Source organism: Campylobacter concisus (assembly GCF_003048555.1).
Lineage (GTDB): Bacteria > Campylobacterota > Campylobacteria > Campylobacterales > Campylobacteraceae > Campylobacter_A > Campylobacter_A concisus_AO.
Map to the genome: position 1 here is coordinate 1 of NZ_PIRR01000036.1, position 15,787 is coordinate 15,787.

Genomic DNA, 15,787 nt, shown 5'->3' on the forward strand with positions numbered 1-15,787 from the left:
TTTTAAATTTTTATTGAACTGTGCCGTTCTCAATTAAATGCGTTATTAAAATTTTAAAACCTAGAAAAATTAATATCGCTCCTCCCAAAAAGAGCGCCTTTTTTTCTAAAATTTCACCCATAAATTTACCTATATAAAAAGCAATCAAACTTAATGCAAAGCAGACTACACCGATGATGAGCGAGCTTTGAAAGATGTTTATCTCTTCAAAGCTAAGTGTAACACCAACGGCAAGCGCGTCGATACTCGTGGCAAATGCGCCTATAAAAATGGTCTTAAGATCCATGCCCAATGACTCGCCGACTTCGCTACTACAGGCCTCTTTTAGCATTTTAAAGCCAAGAAAACAGAGTATAAAAAATGCGATGAAATGATCGATAGAGCTTATAAATTTAGCAAAGCTAATGCCTAAAAAATAGCCAAGAAGCGGCATAAGAAACTGAAAAAAGCCAAGCATAAAAGCTATAAATAAAATTTTGCTAAGAACCAAATTTTTATACCTTGCACCATTTGCCATATTTAGTGCCGCACTATCCATGCTAAGAGCAAAGCTAAGAAGTAAAAGCTCCATAAATTTCCTTTAAAAAGGCACGAATTGTAGTCTAAAAAGATTAAATTTATTTTAAGTGTTTAGATATTTTTTGTATGATTTTGCTTTAAATTTAAAAAAGGAGAAAAGATGAAAAGATCTCTTATGATACTTTGTGGCACACTTGCTTTAAATTTACAAGCTGCAAGCATGGACGATATGATAAATAAAGGCGTCAAAATCGCCACTCACGCATCAAGTGGCGATTATAAAAGCCTAGTTAGCGAGGCACTAAATGCCGCTGTTAGCGAGCTTTCAAAAGAGGGCTTTATAAACAACGCCACAGCTAAAATTCCACTCCCAAAAAGCCTTGAGATGGCATCAAATTTAGCCAAAAAGGTTGGTGGTGAGAAGTGGGCGCAGGATCTTAGCAAGTCAATAAACAACGCTGCAACTACGGCTGTACCGAAGGCTGCTGAAATTTTTAGCGATAGCATAAAAAATATGAGCGAGGCCGATGTCAAAAAGCTCTTTAACGCCGGCAGCGACAGCGTTACAAAGTATTTGCAGCAAAGTTCTAGCCAAAAGCTAAAGGCGGCGTTTACTCCGATAATTGAGAAAATGATGAGTGATAATAGCTTTGCGACTGCCTATAATGGGCTAAATTCTTTTATCGGTGGCTCAGCAAAAAACAACGCAACGATAAAATCAGTAAAGAGCCTAGCTAAAAATTTAGGCGCAAGTGAGTACGTGCCAGAAGATAGCGAGGATCTAAACACATATATCACGAGAAAGACGCTAGATGGGCTATTTAACGTGATGAGCGAGAAGGAAAAGGGGCTAAGAAGCGGCTTTAGCCTAGATAGTGGCAAAAAGGTGCTAGATTCGATCCTTAAATGAGAAATTTAAGCGCTCAAAACAAAGCCGACATCGCTCTTGTCGTAGTTGCCATCGTTTGGGGAGCTACGTTTTTACCCATGGCAAACGCGCTAAAAACAAATGGTGTCTTTGTCATGCTTTTTTGCCGGTTTTTTCTCTCGGCTATTTTTATGGGCTTTGTCGCGCTTAAATTTGCTAAGAAATTTGACAAAAAGAGTGTTATATACGGTGTAATCCTTGGCGTTGTGCTATTTTTATCATTTACCGCGCAGACTTATGCTCTAAAGCTTACTTTTAGCTCAAGTGTTGCGTTTATCACGGGGCTTGAGTGTGTGATAGTCCCTTTTATGGTGGCTATCTTTTTTAAAAATAAGATAACCATTTTTGCCATCCTTGGTGCATTTATTGCTATTTTTGGACTTTGGCTATTAAGTGGCGCCACGCTTGCACTTGGGGCTGGAGAGGTGCTGGCGCTTCTTTGTGCGATATTTTATGCGCTTTATACTACGCTAAATGGCCACTTTGTAAGAAAGAGTGAGCTTTATTTACTTGTCTTTGTAGTCTTTCTCACCGTCTCTTTGCTCTCGTTTGTCTTTGCGTTTTTTGAAGGTAGCGTTGTGCCAAAATTTGATAGGGAATTTTTCATAGCGATATTTATCACGACTGTGATTGGCACCATATTTTGCTACTTTGTGCAAACGATCGCTCAAAGATACACGACCGCTAGCAAGGCGGCCCTATTTTTCTGCTTAGAGCCAGTCTCTGCTGGGCTAATAGGCTACTTTTTTGCTGGAGAGATACTTAGCATCTGGCAAATTTTTGGAGCCATGCTCATCATCTTTGGCGTCATTTTTAGCGAATTTGGCAAGCAAATTTGCTCTAAATTTAAGCTCTAAAAGACAAAAAGCTTCATTTGCGAGTCTATTTTCTCATCTATAAACTCGCCCTCAAATCTCTCTTTTAACATCGCTAAAACCGCCTTTTCATCGTAGTTTTTAGCTCCGTTTATCTCAAGGTGCCAGCAGATATTTTCAGCTGCTTCTTGCACGCTTCGTCTAGCGATCCTAGTTTCGTTTAAAATTTGACTTTTAAAAGCGATGCCTTGCTCATTTAGCCACGCTTCAAGCCTATCTACGACATTTTTTTGTGAGAGCACGCGGCCAAATTTTTCAAAAAATGGCTCAAGCAGATCAGAGCTTCTAGGCTTGTCCCAGCCAAGATAGAGCTTTTGCTTGGCGCAGTTTTGAAATTTTGCAAAATCTTCATCGCTTGCAATGGCTGGGCTCATCGTGCAAATAGCGATATCAAAGAGCCTTGTTGGCTTAAATTCTCTCCACGAGCAAACCTCGCTTGTTAAATTTGTCACGCCAAATCTCTTTGCATCCTCGTTTAAAATTTCTATCATCTTTTCTGAGCTATCGATGCCTGTTATATGTTTAGCCGTTTTTGATAAAAATATGCTCCAAACGCCTGTGCCACAGCCGATATCAAGGATATCTTTGCCACTAAAATCAACTCCCCAAGCCAAGGCTTTACCAAAAATTTGCTGCTGGATAGCGCTGATCTTGCCGTCAAATCTTTGGTAGTTTGATGCCTTTTTATCCCATAAATTTTGCATTTTAGCTCCTCATTTTTGGTTATAATTTTAGCAAAAAAGGTCAAAAATGAGAGATTTTATATATCACGTCACCATCCCGCCACAAGCCATCGACATGCATGGTCACATGAACAATGTCTATTATTTCACGCTTATGCAAGAGGCTGCATTTGCCCACTCTGCCGCTGTTGGCGACACGGTCGAGGCGCAGTATAAAAGGGGAGAAATTTGGCTCATTAGAAAAAATGAAGCAAAATATATAAAAAGCGCAAAGCTGATGGACAAGATAGAAATTCACACCTACACGCAGACTGAGGGCAAGGCGACATCATGCAGATATTTTGAGTTTAAAAAGGATGGCGAGCTAATAGCAACTGGCAAGACGGAGTTTGTCTATATCGATCTAAAGACAAACCGCCCAAAAGCCATTCCAGCTGAGATCATCGCTCTTTACTCGTGATCACACTCATCACAAACGCCTTTTATCACGGCACTTTTTATATTTTTAGCGACGTTTAGATGTGGCATATCGATGTTTGTGACTTTATGACAGACATCACAGATAAAGTACGCTTTTGCCTCATTTGCTAGTTCGTAGTAGCTTTTATGATTATTTTCAGTTTTTATGACAAGGCCCTTTTTTTCAAAAATTTCTATGCTTCTATAAAAAGTGGTTTTATTTGCATTAAGGCTTTCTAAAATTTCATCATAGCTTAATGGAGTTTTGGCATTTTGCAAAATTTCAACGAGCTTTATGCGAAAAGTAGTTGCCTTGATACTATGCTCTTCTAAGAAATTTCTTGCATTCATCCTTGCCCTTTTTATTTTTTGTATATTAACGCTAAAAGTTTTAAATTTCATTTAAAAAGCACTATATTTAGGCTTTCGTTCTTTAAGTTGCAACCAAGTTGCAATTTGCTAAACTTCCGCAATATTTTTTTCAAACAAAGGAGAGATGGTGAGAAAGATTTTTGTTTTTTTAGCAGTTTGCGCTTTGTCGCTTTTTGCAAAGCCAGTTGTTACGACTAGTATATTGCCTACAAAATTTTTTGTTGAGCAAATCGCAGGTGATACACTAAGCGTAAATACAATGGTTGGCAAAGGTGCTGATCCGCACACTTATGAGCCAAAGCCAAAACAGATGAAGGAGCTTGAAAAGAGCGAACTTTACTTTGCTATTGGCATTGAGTTTGAAGATACTTGGCTAGAGCGTTTTTCAAAATCTTTTAAAAATTTACACATTGTAAAAACACAAGAAGGCATCGAAAAGATAGCTATGAGTGATGAACATGAACACCATGAACATCACGAGCACAAGCATGAGGGCGAGCATAAACATGAGCATCACGAGCATCATGACCATGACCACGAAGCTGGCGAGCATCATCACCATCATCATGACGGCCTTGATCCACACATTTGGCTTGATCCAGTTTTAGTAAAAACTCAAGCTGATAATATTGCTAAGGCATTAATAGAGAAATTCCCGCAAAATGCAAAGCTCTATGAGGAAAATTTAGCTAAATTTAAAGCTAATCTTGACGAGCTTGATAGCTTTATAAAAAATACTCTAAAAGATGTTAAAACTCGCGAATTTATCGTATATCACCCATCTTGGGGATATTTTGCAAAACGCTATAATTTAGAGCAAATCGCTATCGAGATAGAGGGCAAAGAGCCAAAGCCAGCTGAGTTAAAAGAGCTCATCGAAGAGGCTAAAGAGCACGGCGTAAAAGTCATTTTCGTGGCTCCGCAGTTTCCAACAAAGGCTGCAAATTTAGTAGCAAAAGAGACTGGCTCAAAGGTCATAAGCATTGATCAACTCCCAGAAAATTGGCTAGATGAGATGAAAAAAACAGCAGAAATTTTTGCTAAGAGTCTATAAAAAATGTTAGCACGCCTGATTGTCATTTGCTTATTTACCATAAATGCCTTCGGGTGTGCTCTTTGCTCGCTTTATAGCCCGACCGCTCACGTGAGCGTAAAATTTGACTCAAACGAAAACAATATCACTACAATTGCTTTTTCATGGACATTTTCACAAAATTTCTCAGAGCTTATGAGGCAAAATTTTGACCTAAATCAGGATGAAAAGATAGATGAAAGCGAGATCAAAAAGATCCGCTTAAATTTACTTGATTATCTTGTGCCAAGGCACTATTTAACGAATATTGAGTACTTTTACAAAGATGAAAATGCTACAAAGCTTGAGCTAAATTTAAAAAAGTATAAACTCTATTTTGATGAGGGCAGACTAAAATTTGACGTTAGTTTTAAGACAAATTTGCTTATTAAAGATGACTTTGTGGTGTCTGTTGAAATGGACGACAAAGAGGGATATTTTAATTTTAAATTTACACAAAACAACGCATTTTTGGTATCAGATCAGTTTTGGACGATACCAAATCCAAATGCAAATTTAATATTTTTTACATTTTCAAGTAAAGCTGCAGCCAAAGCTCATAACGAAAAGCCTGCATTAAAAGGGCTTCTAAAAGAGCCGAACTCAGTAAATTTTGAAGATGAAAATTTAAGTCAGATCGATAAGATCGATGAAGCTAAGTTTGATCTTGTTTCAAAAACAAGTCTAAGCATGCTTGATAGATTAAAGCAAATTCTAAGAAATTTTGATCAAAAAAGTCCGCTAGCCCTGCTATTTTTAGCGCTCATATCATTTGGTTATGGCTTTTTGCACGCTGCATCTGCGGGACATGGTAAGGTGCTTACAAGCTCTTATTTTGCCGCAACTGGTGGAAGCTACACCAAAGCCTTTTTCTTCTCTTTAAAGATCGGATTTTTGCATGTTGTAGGCGCGTTTATTTTTGTGCTTGCTAGTTTTATGATATTGCGTGAGATTAGTAGCGATCTGACAAAAGATACAGCAAGTGTTACGACAGCATTTTCTGGCGCTATTATCTTTTTTGTAGCGATTTTTATGCTTTATAAAAAGGTCAAAATTTATCTTTCAAGTAAAAAAGAGTTAAATAAATTTTATATTTTTAGCTCAAGTTTAAGCCAAAATTTGAGTAAAAATACAAAATTTACTAGCGACTGTGGCTGTAATATCTGTACTACAAAAAAACCAAAAAACAAAGAAGAATGGCTGGTCGCGGCTGCTGCAGCACTTATTCCTTGTCCTGGCACGATACTTGTCTTTGTGCTAGCAAATGAGCTAGGCAGCTATTTTGCAGGCGTTATAAGTGGCCTATTTATGGCGCTTGGCATGAGCGCAGTGATATTTTTAGCAGCTGTTTTTGGAGCCAAGATAAATGAGAGCACAAACATTAAGTTAAAAAAGTTTAAAATCTATGCCGAATTTATGGCTCTTAGTGTTATGCTTTGGCTTGGACTTTTTATTTTTACTACTACATTTACGCAAAAGAGTCTGTTTTGAAAGAAATTATAAAAATTAAAAATTTAAACTTTAGCTACGATAAGCAAGTGGTTTTAGAAGGTATCAATTTAGATTATAGTAGCGATGAGTTTTTAGCTATCATCGGTCCAAATGGTGGTGGCAAAAGCACGCTTTTAAAGCTTATATTAGGGCTGCTTAAGCCTCAAAGCGGTGAGATAAAGCTCTTTGGAAAAGAGCCAAGCGAAGTCAGTAAATTTATAGGTTATGTGCCTCAAAATTTTCTCTCAAATCAAAGCTTTCCAATGATGGTTTTAGAAGTAGTTTTAATGGGGCTAATAGATAAAAAAATTTTTGGTTTTTACTCACAAGCTGAGAAACAAATGGCTCTTGGTGCCCTTGAGAAAGTTGGCATGAAAGAATTTGCAAGCGCTAGAATTGGTGAGCTAAGCGGTGGTCAAAGACAGCGTGTATATATCGCAAGAGCGCTTTGTGCAAATACAAAGGTTCTCGTTTTAGACGAGCCAACAGCCAGTATCGACACAAAGGGCCAGGCTGAAATTTATGAAATTTTAAAAAATATAAATGCAAGCGGTATTGGCATAGTTTTGGTAAGTCACGATCTAAATATCGTGCTAAATTATGCTACAAAAATCGCCTATGTGAGTAAAAATTTACATATTCATAAAACTCATGAAGATACCGCAAAAAGAGAATTTATAGAGCATTTGGCAAAATCTCATAGCCATTTTTGCGATGTCGAGATCGCACTTGGTGAATGTGAGTGCAAAATAAAAAGTAATGTTTTTAAGCTAAAGAGATAAAATGAGTGAAATTTTAGAGTTAAATTTTATGCAAAATGCCTTTATTGCTGGCATTTTAGTTAGTATCATTTGTGGGCTCATAGGCTCACTCGTTGTTATAAATAAAATGACTTTTATAGCTGGCGGTATCGCGCACGGAGCATATGGCGGCATAGGACTTGCCTTTTTCTTCTCGCTTGAACCACTTCTTGGAGCTAGCATATTCTCACTCTTTTTAGCCCTTATAATCGCCACTATCACGCTAAAAGATAAAACCAACATTGACTCAGTTATCGGCGCTATTTGGGCATTTGGCATGGCCATTGGTATCATTTTTATCGATTTAACTCCGGGATACAATGCCGATCTTATGAGCTATCTTTTTGGCTCCATCTTAGCAGTGAGCGGGCAAGATATAACATTCATGAGTATTTTAGATATTTTATTTTTAGCACTCATTGCCCTTTTTTACCGTCAATTTGTAGCTATTAGCTTTGATGCAGAGTTTGCAAAGTTGCGCGGCGTAAATACAACATTTTTTCACTATTTATTAGTATGTATGATGGCACTTTGTGTGGTGGCTACGATTCGTGTTGTTGGGCTGATTTTAGTCATCGCTCTTCTTACTATACCGCCATATTTAGCACAAATTTTTGCCAAAAGACTTGGACTGATGATGTTAATCTCTACTATCTTTTCGGTCGTTTTTTGCTTTAGCGGTCTATTTATTAGCTTTTATTTTAACCTAACAGGCGGAGCTAGCATAATCTTAGTTGCTTCACTTTGCTTTTTTGCTTTTTGTTTTAAATTTAAAAGCTTACGCCAGTAGACCTTCTTAACTGATAAAGCGTCCAAAAGACAAAACAAATGGCTGTGAGATAGACGCTAAAAAATAGAGCCAGCCATATAAATTTTATCTCAAGACCAAAATAGAAGACTACCGCGTAAAAAAGTGATCCTTGAAGTACGAATTGCCTAAATCCATTTAGCAAAAAGATAGCCACTGGGCGTTTTATGGCCTGAAGAGTGCTGCCTGAGACATTTATCGTGCCATAAGCTACGTAAGCAAGAGAATTTATACCAAGATAAAGCCCTGCTATCTCCAAAACTGCCGGCGTATCATCAAAAATTCTTATCATATCTTCACCAAAAAATCTAATAAAGATACAAGCAAGTACACAATAAATAAGCAAAAAAAGAAGCGAAATTTTATAGCATTGCTTAGCTCTTTTAAAATTTTTAGCACCATAGTTTCTTGAAACGATACTTAAAACTGCTGCGGCCATACCAATGGTCGGCAATACTAAAATTTGCTCTATCCTCAAAGCTATACCATATCCTGCTACGGCATTTACGCCATAGTAGCTTATAAATTTTAAAAGCACAAGTGAGCCAAGCGACATCGATAGATAGTTTAAGCAAGCTGGTAGAGCTTGCTTTGTAATCTTTGCCCAAATGCTAAAATTTGGTACAAAATAGCTTAAATTTCTTGGCTCGATCATCTTAGCTTTTTTAACTTTTACAAAAAGATAGATCATGCCCAAAAGCTGAACACTAGCTGTTGCTAGAGCAAGTCCTTTTACACCAAGATCCAAAATGAATGCAAAAAAGTAGCAAAAAAATGCATTGATAAAAAGGCCATAAAATAGCCAATTGCGGTAACTTTTTGTATCTCCAAGCGCTACAAGCACTCCGTTTAGAGATTTGATAATCAAGAAAAATGGTGCAGCAAGAAAGATAACACCCGCGTAATCAAGTGCCTCTTTTAAATAGTGATGATCAGCTCCTAAAAAAGTGAGTAAATTTGGTGCTAAAAAATAGCCACAAAACCCCATAAAAATAGCAAATACTAATACAAAGATAATTCCATTTGCCGCATAAAATTTAGCCATTTTTACTTTTCCTGCTCCAAGACTATTGCCTATTAGCGCAGTTAGTGCTGAGCCAAAACCAAGCCCAATGCCTACAATACTTAGATAAAGCAAAAAGCTCATAGCCATACCAGCTACGGCAAGGGTAGAAATTTTTGCTGCAAAAAATGTGCCAGTAACGTTATAAAGAGTATTAAACATCATTGCGGTGCCAGCTGGAAGCGAGAGCGAGATGATGAGCTTATTTAACGGGTCTTTTAGTAAATCCATGGCTTGATTTTACGTTTTTTATCTTTAAAATTTGTAAAGGATAAAATCAATTAAATTTAATAAAAAGCCATTACCCATTAGCATAATTATGATTGATATCTTTTGGCAACGCATTAAATCTTAGAAAGCTTATTTTTATGTATATAAATTATTTGTGTAAAAAATTTGTATTTCTATCAGTCTTTGTTGTATTAAAAATTTAGTAAGCCAAAAATTATAAAAAGCAAGGAAAAACCTTGCTAAAAATTTTATTTATATTTTATGCCCATGCCGCCAAATTTAAGCGTATTAGCTGTCTTATTGTCGCTACTTTCGATTAGAGCTTTAACATCTACTAGTCCTGGCAATCCCCAAACTTGTTCACAAAGACCACCTGTTTTTATAGTAATGCCTATTTCACCACTAGTGTTATTTCCAGGACGTACCTCTAAACACTCATCATTTTTTGCTTTTACTGGTATTTTTACATTTGACATTTTTTTGACAGCTTCTTTAATATCCGAATTACTAGCAAATTCGCCTTGTGAAGTGTAGTAAGAACCCAAATCAGCAATAAGTGTTTGTATATTTGTAGCAGTTTTTGCTATCTCTGCATCATCCCTTGTTGCAGCTAGTTTTGGTATAGCAACCGCGGCTAATATACCCAATATAACGATCACGAAGATCAACTCAATCATCGTAAAGCCTTTTTTCATGACTTCTCCTCCCTGAAATATAAATATTTTCTAAATCGAGCGAATTGTATCATAAATTTCAAAAAAACAATAAAATAATGTACTATATAAAAAATCAAAAATTTGCCGATATAAAAAAGAAAATTAAAAATTAGGGGCGTTATGAAGGGCGTTATACTTTGTCTATTTATCATCACGATTTCATTTTGCAAATATGAATCCTACAAACCTCTTACGGTAGTAAAATATAATGAAGAAAAGGCTTTGCTTGGCAAAAAACTCTTTTTTGACAAAAGGCTAAGCCCAAATGAAAACTACTCTTGCCAAACTTGTCACAACTTGTACTGGAATTTAAGTGGAAGCAACCAAGATAGCATGGAAAAAGGCACTTTAAATCCTCCAACCATATTAAATGCTGCAGCAAACTATCTATTTTATAGCGATGCAAAGATTAGCAATTTAAAAGATCAAGTAAAAGAGTCCATAACTTCTAGAATAGAACTAAACTCGGATAACGACAAGATAGTGGATTCTGTAAATAATATCTCTGAGTACAAAATTTTATTTAAAAAAATTTATAATGACGGCATTAATTTTGATAATATTGCAGATGCAATAGCTGAGTTTGAAAAGGCAGTCTTAAGTGTTGATTCGCCATTTGATCGTTTTATATCAGGTGATAACAATGCCATAGATGATAGCGCAAAGAAAGGATTTGAGATATTCAATAATATAGGCTGTGCCGCTTGTCATAATGGTAGAAATTTAGGAGGAAATTTGACACAAGATATTGGCCGAGAAAAAATTTCTGCCTTAGATACAAGCAAAAGATTAAGAAGAGTACCATCACTAAGAAATATTACAAAAACTGCTCCATATTTATCTCATGGAGAGATAAACGATCTAAAAGAGGCTATAAGCTTTATTGGTAACTACCAGCTAGGATACGTTCTTAGCAAAGATGAAATTGATGCTTTATACTCATTTTTTCTGACATTAAATGGTAAAAAGCCTAGGATATTAAATGAGTACTAAACGAACAAGAACCGTACTTAGCGTCTTAGTAGCTATATTTTTCGTTAGTGCATTTTTTATATATAAAGCAAATATAGCCATTGATACGGCTCATAAATTTGATGATGGAATTTTAAATCTAAAATTTATAGACAATGAGATAACTTTTTCTTTAAATAATATTTATGATGTCTCAAACTACGACAAACTCAATGCTGACATAAATTCTTTTGATACAAATTTGAGCAACCTTTCAATGCTTAGTGATGAGATGCTGTTATTTCATCAAAATGAAATAACAAAAGATCTACAAAACATAAGAGATGTATTTAGTAAAAAAGTATTTTTTTTACAAAGATCAGCTTATGTAAACTCATCTATAGATTCTTATATCCAAATAAGTCAATATGAGATACAAAATCTAGCACTTCCAAATAAGCTTGAGCCTATATTTTATGCGATAAAAGGTGCTTTGATGCTTAGTCCTGAAGTAATAGATGAAATTTCAAAGCAAATAAAAATGTATAAAAACGAGTATAAAGATAACCAAAAAGCTCAAAGCGTATTAGACAAGATACTTTATGCAGCTCAAGCTACAAAAACTTTACATACAATCTCAAATAGTGCAAAAGAGCTACATCTTGATAATATGCTAGAAAATTTTAGAAATAAAATCCTAGAATTTCACTCTGACGCAGTAGATAACACAAAAATAGCTCAAACAATTTGCTTACTTGCATTTATAATATTTTGTGCATTTGGCCTATATCAAATTAAAATGGCCTCAGAGCGCTTAAGGCAGATCAAACTTCTAAGTTCTACAATCGAAAATGATCATAGCTCTATTGTCTATTGCGACAAATACAATAGAATTTCATATGTAAATAAAACCTTTGAAGAAAAAACTGGCTACAAGCTAAAAGAAGTAATAGGCAAAAATCCTAGAATACTAAAATCATATATGCACCCACAAAGCTTTTATGAATCCATAAAAGATGCTCTGCAAAAATCTCTACCTTGGGAGAGCGATGAGCTTATAAGCAAAACAAAAAGTGGTGATTTTTTATATGAAAAGGTAAAATTTTCACCATTTTTCTTTAAAAATAAATTTGAAGGCTATATAGCGGTAAAACTTGACAGGACTAAAGAGACGCTGATACTAAACGAACTAACTCAAAAAAATGAACAAATAAAAATACAATCTTCAATCGATAAGCTAACAGGCTTTGGCAACTACTTTGCTTTAACTGAAATTTTAGACGCACAAAAAGATGGAGTGCTCATTTGCTTAAGCATTAAGAATTTTAAAATTTTAAGATTCTTTTATCAAACTAAGATTATCGACGCAATGCTAAAAGCAGTAGCTGACACACTAAAGCTTTGTATAGATACTTCTGAGATAAAAGCAAAGCTATTTAGATTTCAAGATGACGCATTTTATATATGGTATGAAGGCGATAATATCGTAAGAGATATTGAATATATTAGAGAATATTTTGGTTCAAATAGAATAAATGTTGCTATTGATGAAAAATTTGAAAATTTACCAGGCATAAAGATAGTATTTGGTGTTTCATTGCCAAACGATACCCCACAAACTAACCGCCTAATGCAATCAGTCCTTGCAAATCAGCTCGCAATAGAAAATGGTAGCAATATTTACTACTATCTAGAAAATGACGCCATTGAGATGAAATATCACAAAAACCAGCTAGCAGTCCAGCTAATCGAAGATGCGTTAGAAAACGATAGAGTCATCGTAGAAGCACAAGGTATCTTTAACTTAGAAGAAAATGAAACTGAAGCAAAGTATTATGAAGTTTTGGTTCGTATAATCGATCAAAATGGCAAGATACACTATCCGGGCGAATTTTTAGATATTGCCATGAAAACACAACTATATCCGCAAATAACCAAAAAGGTGATAAGTCTTGCGTTTGATCTTGCTAAAAGATATCCAGATTATATGTTCTCGATAAATTTATCAATTACCGATATCGCTGATGCTAGCATGAGAGAGCTTATAGAGAGCAAGCTAAACGAGTGCAAAGATCCTAATAAAATTTGCTTTGAAATGCTAGAGAGCGAAGAGCTTAGCGACTATGTTGCGGTAAATTCTTTCATAAAACGCGTCAAGGGCTATGGATGTAAAATTTCTATTGATGACTTTGGCTCAGGATACTCAAACTATTACCGAATTTTGGAGCTTGATATAGACACCATAAAGATAGATGGCTCGATAATCAAAAAGCTTCCATTTGATGAAAATGCTAGAGTTCTAGTAGAAACCATCGTAAGCTTTGCAAAAAAGCAAGGCTACAAAATAGTAGCCGAGTTTGCAAGTTCAGAAGAAATTTTAAACCAAATCAAAAATTTTGGAATACCTTACGCACAAGGTTTCTTACTGGGTAAGCCTCGCAGAATGGAATAGTGGCTAAATTTCTATATCTATGCCAACTGGGCAGTGATCACTACCTGTGATCTCTGGCAAGATAAATGCATCTTTTAGCCTATCCTTTAATCCTTGCGAGATAAAGAAATAATCAATTCTCCAGCCGACGTTTTTAGCCCTTGCATTAAAGCGGTAGCTCCACCACGAGTAAGCGTCCGCTACGTCGCCATTTATAGCTCTAAAAGTATCTATAAAGCCACTTTTTAGCACCTCATCGATCCATGCTCGCTCGATAGGCAAAAAGCCAGAAGTTTTGGCATTTGCCTTTGGATTTTTAAGGTCGATCTCACGGTGAGCAGTATTTACATCGCCACAAAATATCACCTCTTTACCGCTTTTTACAAGTTCTTTGCAGTAAGCTAGAAATTTCTCGTAAAAGTCCATTTTATAGGCTAGGCGCTCGTCATCCTTTTGTCCGTTTGGGAAATAGATATTAAAAAGCACGATATTGCCAAATCTATGTTCCAAAATACGCCCCTCCGTGTCGTCGAAAAAAGCTGCCTTTTGTGTAGAAATGTCAAAATTTGCTAGGCTCATCACGCCAGAGTATCCGGCTCTCTCGCCTGAATTTACACTGATATCTTTAAAGCCAAGGTTATAAATTTCCTTTGGTACGTCACTTTCTTTGACCTTGATCTCTTGAAGTGCCAAGAAATCAGGCTTTATCTCATCAAGCCAACCAAAGCCATCTTTTGTTACAAGTGCTCTAAGTCCATTTACATTCCAGCTAATAAGTTTCAAATTTCATCCTTTTTTTAATTATAATTATGCCAAAAATCACAAAAAGGAAAATTATGAGAAACCAGCCAGAGTATAAATTTTTTAAAAATTTTGGCTACGCAAGAGAGGGTTTGGCTGAAATTTTCAAAAACGAAAAGAGCTTTAGGATAGAAATTTGCATATTTTTATTAGCAACACTATCGCTATTTTTTTGGAATTTTGACCTTATTTTTAATCTATTTTTGATCTTTAGCATGACATTTGTGCTAGTTTGCGAGTGCCTAAACTCAGGCTTAGAGCGAGTAACTGATCTTGCAAGCCCAGACTATCACGCCTTAGCAAAGGCGGCAAAAGATGCAGGAAGTGCAGCTGTGATGATCGCAAATTTCTTATGTGGCGCGCTTTGGTGCGTGGCAATAGGATATAAAATTTGGAGCTAGTATGAATGAAGAAATTTACAAGGCAATAATTGGTGAGAAAAAGGTAGAAATTATAAATTTGCTAGTTAAAAGCTGTGATGAAAATGGCTTTATTGTAGTAAAAATTTCAGAAATTTGCAAAAAGCTAGATGTGAGCAAACCAACCGTAATAAATACCTTTAAACTGCTTGAAGAGAAGAAAATTTTCGAGCGAGTGAAAAATGGAGTTTATAGATTTAAAAATTTATAGTAGCAAGCAAACGTTTACAACATCTTTTTAGCCGATAGTCTTAGCAGCGATTATGCAAAATGTCAAGCGGTCAGTTATCGCGACGACCCTAGACGGATGGCTCATGAACGCCACCTGTGATCTTTTACCAGCTGCATATAAATTTGGTATAGGTATAGCCATTTGAGAGCTTATGACTTGGGCTTTTGTGTTGATATTTGGCCGCCTATTGTTTGGTGAACCTTTGGCGTGCCATGCTCTGCTTAAAATGGCGGATAGGCTATAAAAGTAAAAAAATAATATAAATCTTCCTATAAAATTTTTAAGTAAATAGCTTTAAAAATATTCACTACGACTTATTTAAATTTATAACTTAGTTGACGAATTTTAGAGTATTTTAGATTTTAGCTTAAGAATAAAATTTAATTTAGAAGGAACGGAGCAAAACTGCTCCATAAATTATTTAACACCGACTATAATTTGAGTTGCTTTAATGATTGCAGTTACATTATCGCCTACTTTTAAAGCCAGGTTACCAACAGACTCTTTTGTGATGATAGCTGAAATTTTGCTACTATTTGCATCGATAACCACCTCTGCATTTACAGCTCCATCTTTTATCTCGCTTACAGTGCCTTTTATTTGGTTTGTGGCACTTAGTTTGATGCTATCGTCTTTTGAAACGATAACGCTTGAAGCTTTGAATAAAAATATAGCTTTTTTACCAACTTTTAGATCAAGAGCTTTCTCGCTATCAACTGTAATAGTTGCTTTTAGCACCTCACCACCTGCGAGTTTACCAGCGATCAGCGAATTTACCGCACCTGTTCTTACTTCAGAAATTTCAACATTTAATTGATTTCTTGCGCTTATTGACATATTTTCTCCTTGTTTTAATTTAAAAGATTTTCGTAATTGTAAAGGAACATTTTTAATTAAAGCTTAAAACCAATTAGTGGAATTTATTAATATCAAAAA

Annotated in this window: 19 protein-coding genes; 11 read left to right on the forward strand and 8 right to left on the reverse strand. The window is 35.6% G+C overall.

The annotated features are described in order from the left end of the window. Window positions 1-10: 10 nt before the first annotated feature. Window positions 11-571, reverse strand: coding sequence for a manganese efflux pump MntP family protein (locus CVS92_RS07045; RefSeq protein ID WP_107788982.1), 561 nt, complete (start codon window positions 569-571; stop codon window positions 11-13). 108 nt (window positions 572-679) lie between these two features. On the opposite strand from CVS92_RS07045, the gene CVS92_RS07050 reads away from it, so the two are divergent. Both CVS92_RS07050 and CVS92_RS07055 read left to right on the forward strand, forming a co-directional pair. Beyond that, window positions 680-1,429, forward strand: coding sequence for a DUF4197 domain-containing protein (locus CVS92_RS07050; protein ID WP_107788983.1), 750 nt, complete (start codon window positions 680-682; stop codon window positions 1,427-1,429). Further along, window positions 1,426-2,304 (forward strand): DMT family transporter, encoded by an 879-nt coding sequence (locus tag CVS92_RS07055; protein WP_107788984.1) that lies wholly within the window; start codon window positions 1,426-1,428, stop codon window positions 2,302-2,304. Before CVS92_RS07050 ends, CVS92_RS07055 begins: the two co-directional genes overlap by 4 nt. On the opposite strand, the gene CVS92_RS07060 is transcribed toward CVS92_RS07055, so the two are convergent. Continuing rightward, the gene (locus CVS92_RS07060) at window positions 2,301-3,026 is read right to left on the reverse strand and encodes a class I SAM-dependent methyltransferase (RefSeq protein WP_103619564.1); all 726 of its coding nucleotides are present in this window, start codon (window positions 3,024-3,026) and stop codon (window positions 2,301-2,303) included. The genes CVS92_RS07055 and CVS92_RS07060 overlap by 4 nt on opposite strands. Before the next feature lie 46 nt (window positions 3,027-3,072). Here CVS92_RS07060 and CVS92_RS07065 point away from each other — a divergent pair, with 46 nt between their 5' ends. Then, window positions 3,073-3,465, forward strand: coding sequence for an acyl-CoA thioesterase (locus CVS92_RS07065; protein ID WP_087583398.1), 393 nt, complete (start codon window positions 3,073-3,075; stop codon window positions 3,463-3,465). Here CVS92_RS07065 and CVS92_RS07070 read toward each other — a convergent pair. Further along, window positions 3,456-3,815: a Fur family transcriptional regulator gene (locus CVS92_RS07070; protein ID WP_084109795.1), complete on the reverse strand. Its 360-nt coding sequence runs from the start codon at window positions 3,813-3,815 to the stop codon at window positions 3,456-3,458. The genes CVS92_RS07065 and CVS92_RS07070 overlap by 10 nt on opposite strands. 148 nt (window positions 3,816-3,963) lie before the next feature. Between CVS92_RS07070 and CVS92_RS07075 the strand changes: the two genes are divergently transcribed. The 4 genes from CVS92_RS07075 to CVS92_RS07090 are packed head-to-tail and all read left to right on the forward strand — an operon-like array spanning window position 3,964 to window position 7,989. Further along, a complete protein-coding gene (locus tag CVS92_RS07075) occupies window positions 3,964-4,890 on the forward strand; it encodes a metal ABC transporter solute-binding protein, Zn/Mn family (protein ID WP_107788985.1) in 927 nt (308 codons plus the stop codon). 3 nt (window positions 4,891-4,893) lie between these two features. Further along, complete coding sequence (locus CVS92_RS07080; protein WP_107788986.1) at window positions 4,894-6,399, forward strand: nickel/cobalt transporter; 1,506 nt, start codon at window positions 4,894-4,896, stop codon at window positions 6,397-6,399. Next, entirely contained in the window at window positions 6,396-7,181 is a 786-nt protein-coding gene (locus CVS92_RS07085; protein ID WP_107788987.1) for a metal ABC transporter ATP-binding protein, read from the forward strand. Before CVS92_RS07080 ends, CVS92_RS07085 begins: the two co-directional genes overlap by 4 nt. Window position 7,182: 1 nt before the next feature. Further along, window positions 7,183-7,989 carry a metal ABC transporter permease gene (locus tag CVS92_RS07090; RefSeq protein ID WP_054195991.1) on the forward strand — a complete coding sequence of 269 codons (807 nt, stop codon included), beginning with the start codon at window positions 7,183-7,185 and terminating at the stop codon, window positions 7,987-7,989. Here the strand turns inward: CVS92_RS07090 and CVS92_RS07095 are convergent. Together CVS92_RS07095 and CVS92_RS07100 are read right to left on the reverse strand one after the other, a co-directional pair. Further along, window positions 7,970-9,301 carry an MATE family efflux transporter gene (locus CVS92_RS07095; protein WP_107788988.1) on the reverse strand — a complete coding sequence of 444 codons (1,332 nt, stop codon included), beginning with the start codon at window positions 9,299-9,301 and terminating at the stop codon, window positions 7,970-7,972. The genes CVS92_RS07090 and CVS92_RS07095 overlap by 20 nt on opposite strands. A gap of 248 nt (window positions 9,302-9,549) precedes the next feature. Next, on the reverse strand, window positions 9,550-9,996 hold the full coding sequence (locus tag CVS92_RS07100; RefSeq protein WP_054195989.1) for a type II secretion system protein: 447 nt from the start codon (window positions 9,994-9,996) through the stop codon (window positions 9,550-9,552). A 141-nt stretch (window positions 9,997-10,137) separates the two neighbouring features. On the opposite strand from CVS92_RS07100, the gene CVS92_RS07105 reads away from it, so the two are divergent. Further along, window positions 10,138-11,010: a cytochrome-c peroxidase gene (locus tag CVS92_RS07105; RefSeq protein WP_072594031.1), complete on the forward strand. Its 873-nt coding sequence runs from the start codon at window positions 10,138-10,140 to the stop codon at window positions 11,008-11,010. Continuing rightward, window positions 11,000-13,420 carry a GGDEF domain-containing phosphodiesterase gene (locus CVS92_RS07110; RefSeq protein ID WP_107788989.1) on the forward strand — a complete coding sequence of 807 codons (2,421 nt, stop codon included), beginning with the start codon at window positions 11,000-11,002 and terminating at the stop codon, window positions 13,418-13,420. The genes CVS92_RS07105 and CVS92_RS07110 overlap by 11 nt, the downstream gene beginning before the upstream one ends. Before the next feature lie 3 nt (window positions 13,421-13,423). Here the strand turns inward: CVS92_RS07110 and CVS92_RS07115 are convergent, their stop codons facing one another. Then, window positions 13,424-14,182 carry an exodeoxyribonuclease III gene (locus CVS92_RS07115; protein WP_107788990.1) on the reverse strand — a complete coding sequence of 253 codons (759 nt, stop codon included), beginning with the start codon at window positions 14,180-14,182 and terminating at the stop codon, window positions 13,424-13,426. A gap of 53 nt (window positions 14,183-14,235) precedes the next feature. Between CVS92_RS07115 and CVS92_RS07120 the strand changes: the two genes are divergently transcribed. Continuing rightward, on the forward strand, window positions 14,236-14,601 hold the full coding sequence (locus CVS92_RS07120; protein ID WP_107788991.1) for a diacylglycerol kinase: 366 nt from the start codon (window positions 14,236-14,238) through the stop codon (window positions 14,599-14,601). A gap of 1 nt (window position 14,602) precedes the next feature. Continuing rightward, window positions 14,603-14,830 (forward strand): replication/maintenance protein RepL, encoded by a 228-nt coding sequence (locus tag CVS92_RS07125; protein ID WP_087586731.1) that lies wholly within the window; start codon window positions 14,603-14,605, stop codon window positions 14,828-14,830. A gap of 27 nt (window positions 14,831-14,857) precedes the next feature. On the opposite strand, the gene CVS92_RS09230 is transcribed toward CVS92_RS07125, so the two are convergent. Both CVS92_RS09230 and CVS92_RS07130 read right to left on the reverse strand, forming a co-directional pair. After that, window positions 14,858-14,992 carry a hypothetical protein gene (locus CVS92_RS09230; protein ID WP_265094453.1) on the reverse strand — a complete coding sequence of 45 codons (135 nt, stop codon included), beginning with the start codon at window positions 14,990-14,992 and terminating at the stop codon, window positions 14,858-14,860. Window positions 14,993-15,268: 276 nt separating this feature from the next. Continuing rightward, window positions 15,269-15,688, reverse strand: coding sequence for a TOBE domain-containing protein (locus tag CVS92_RS07130; protein ID WP_107788992.1), 420 nt, complete (start codon window positions 15,686-15,688; stop codon window positions 15,269-15,271). Between the last annotated feature and the right edge of the window lie 99 nt (window positions 15,689-15,787).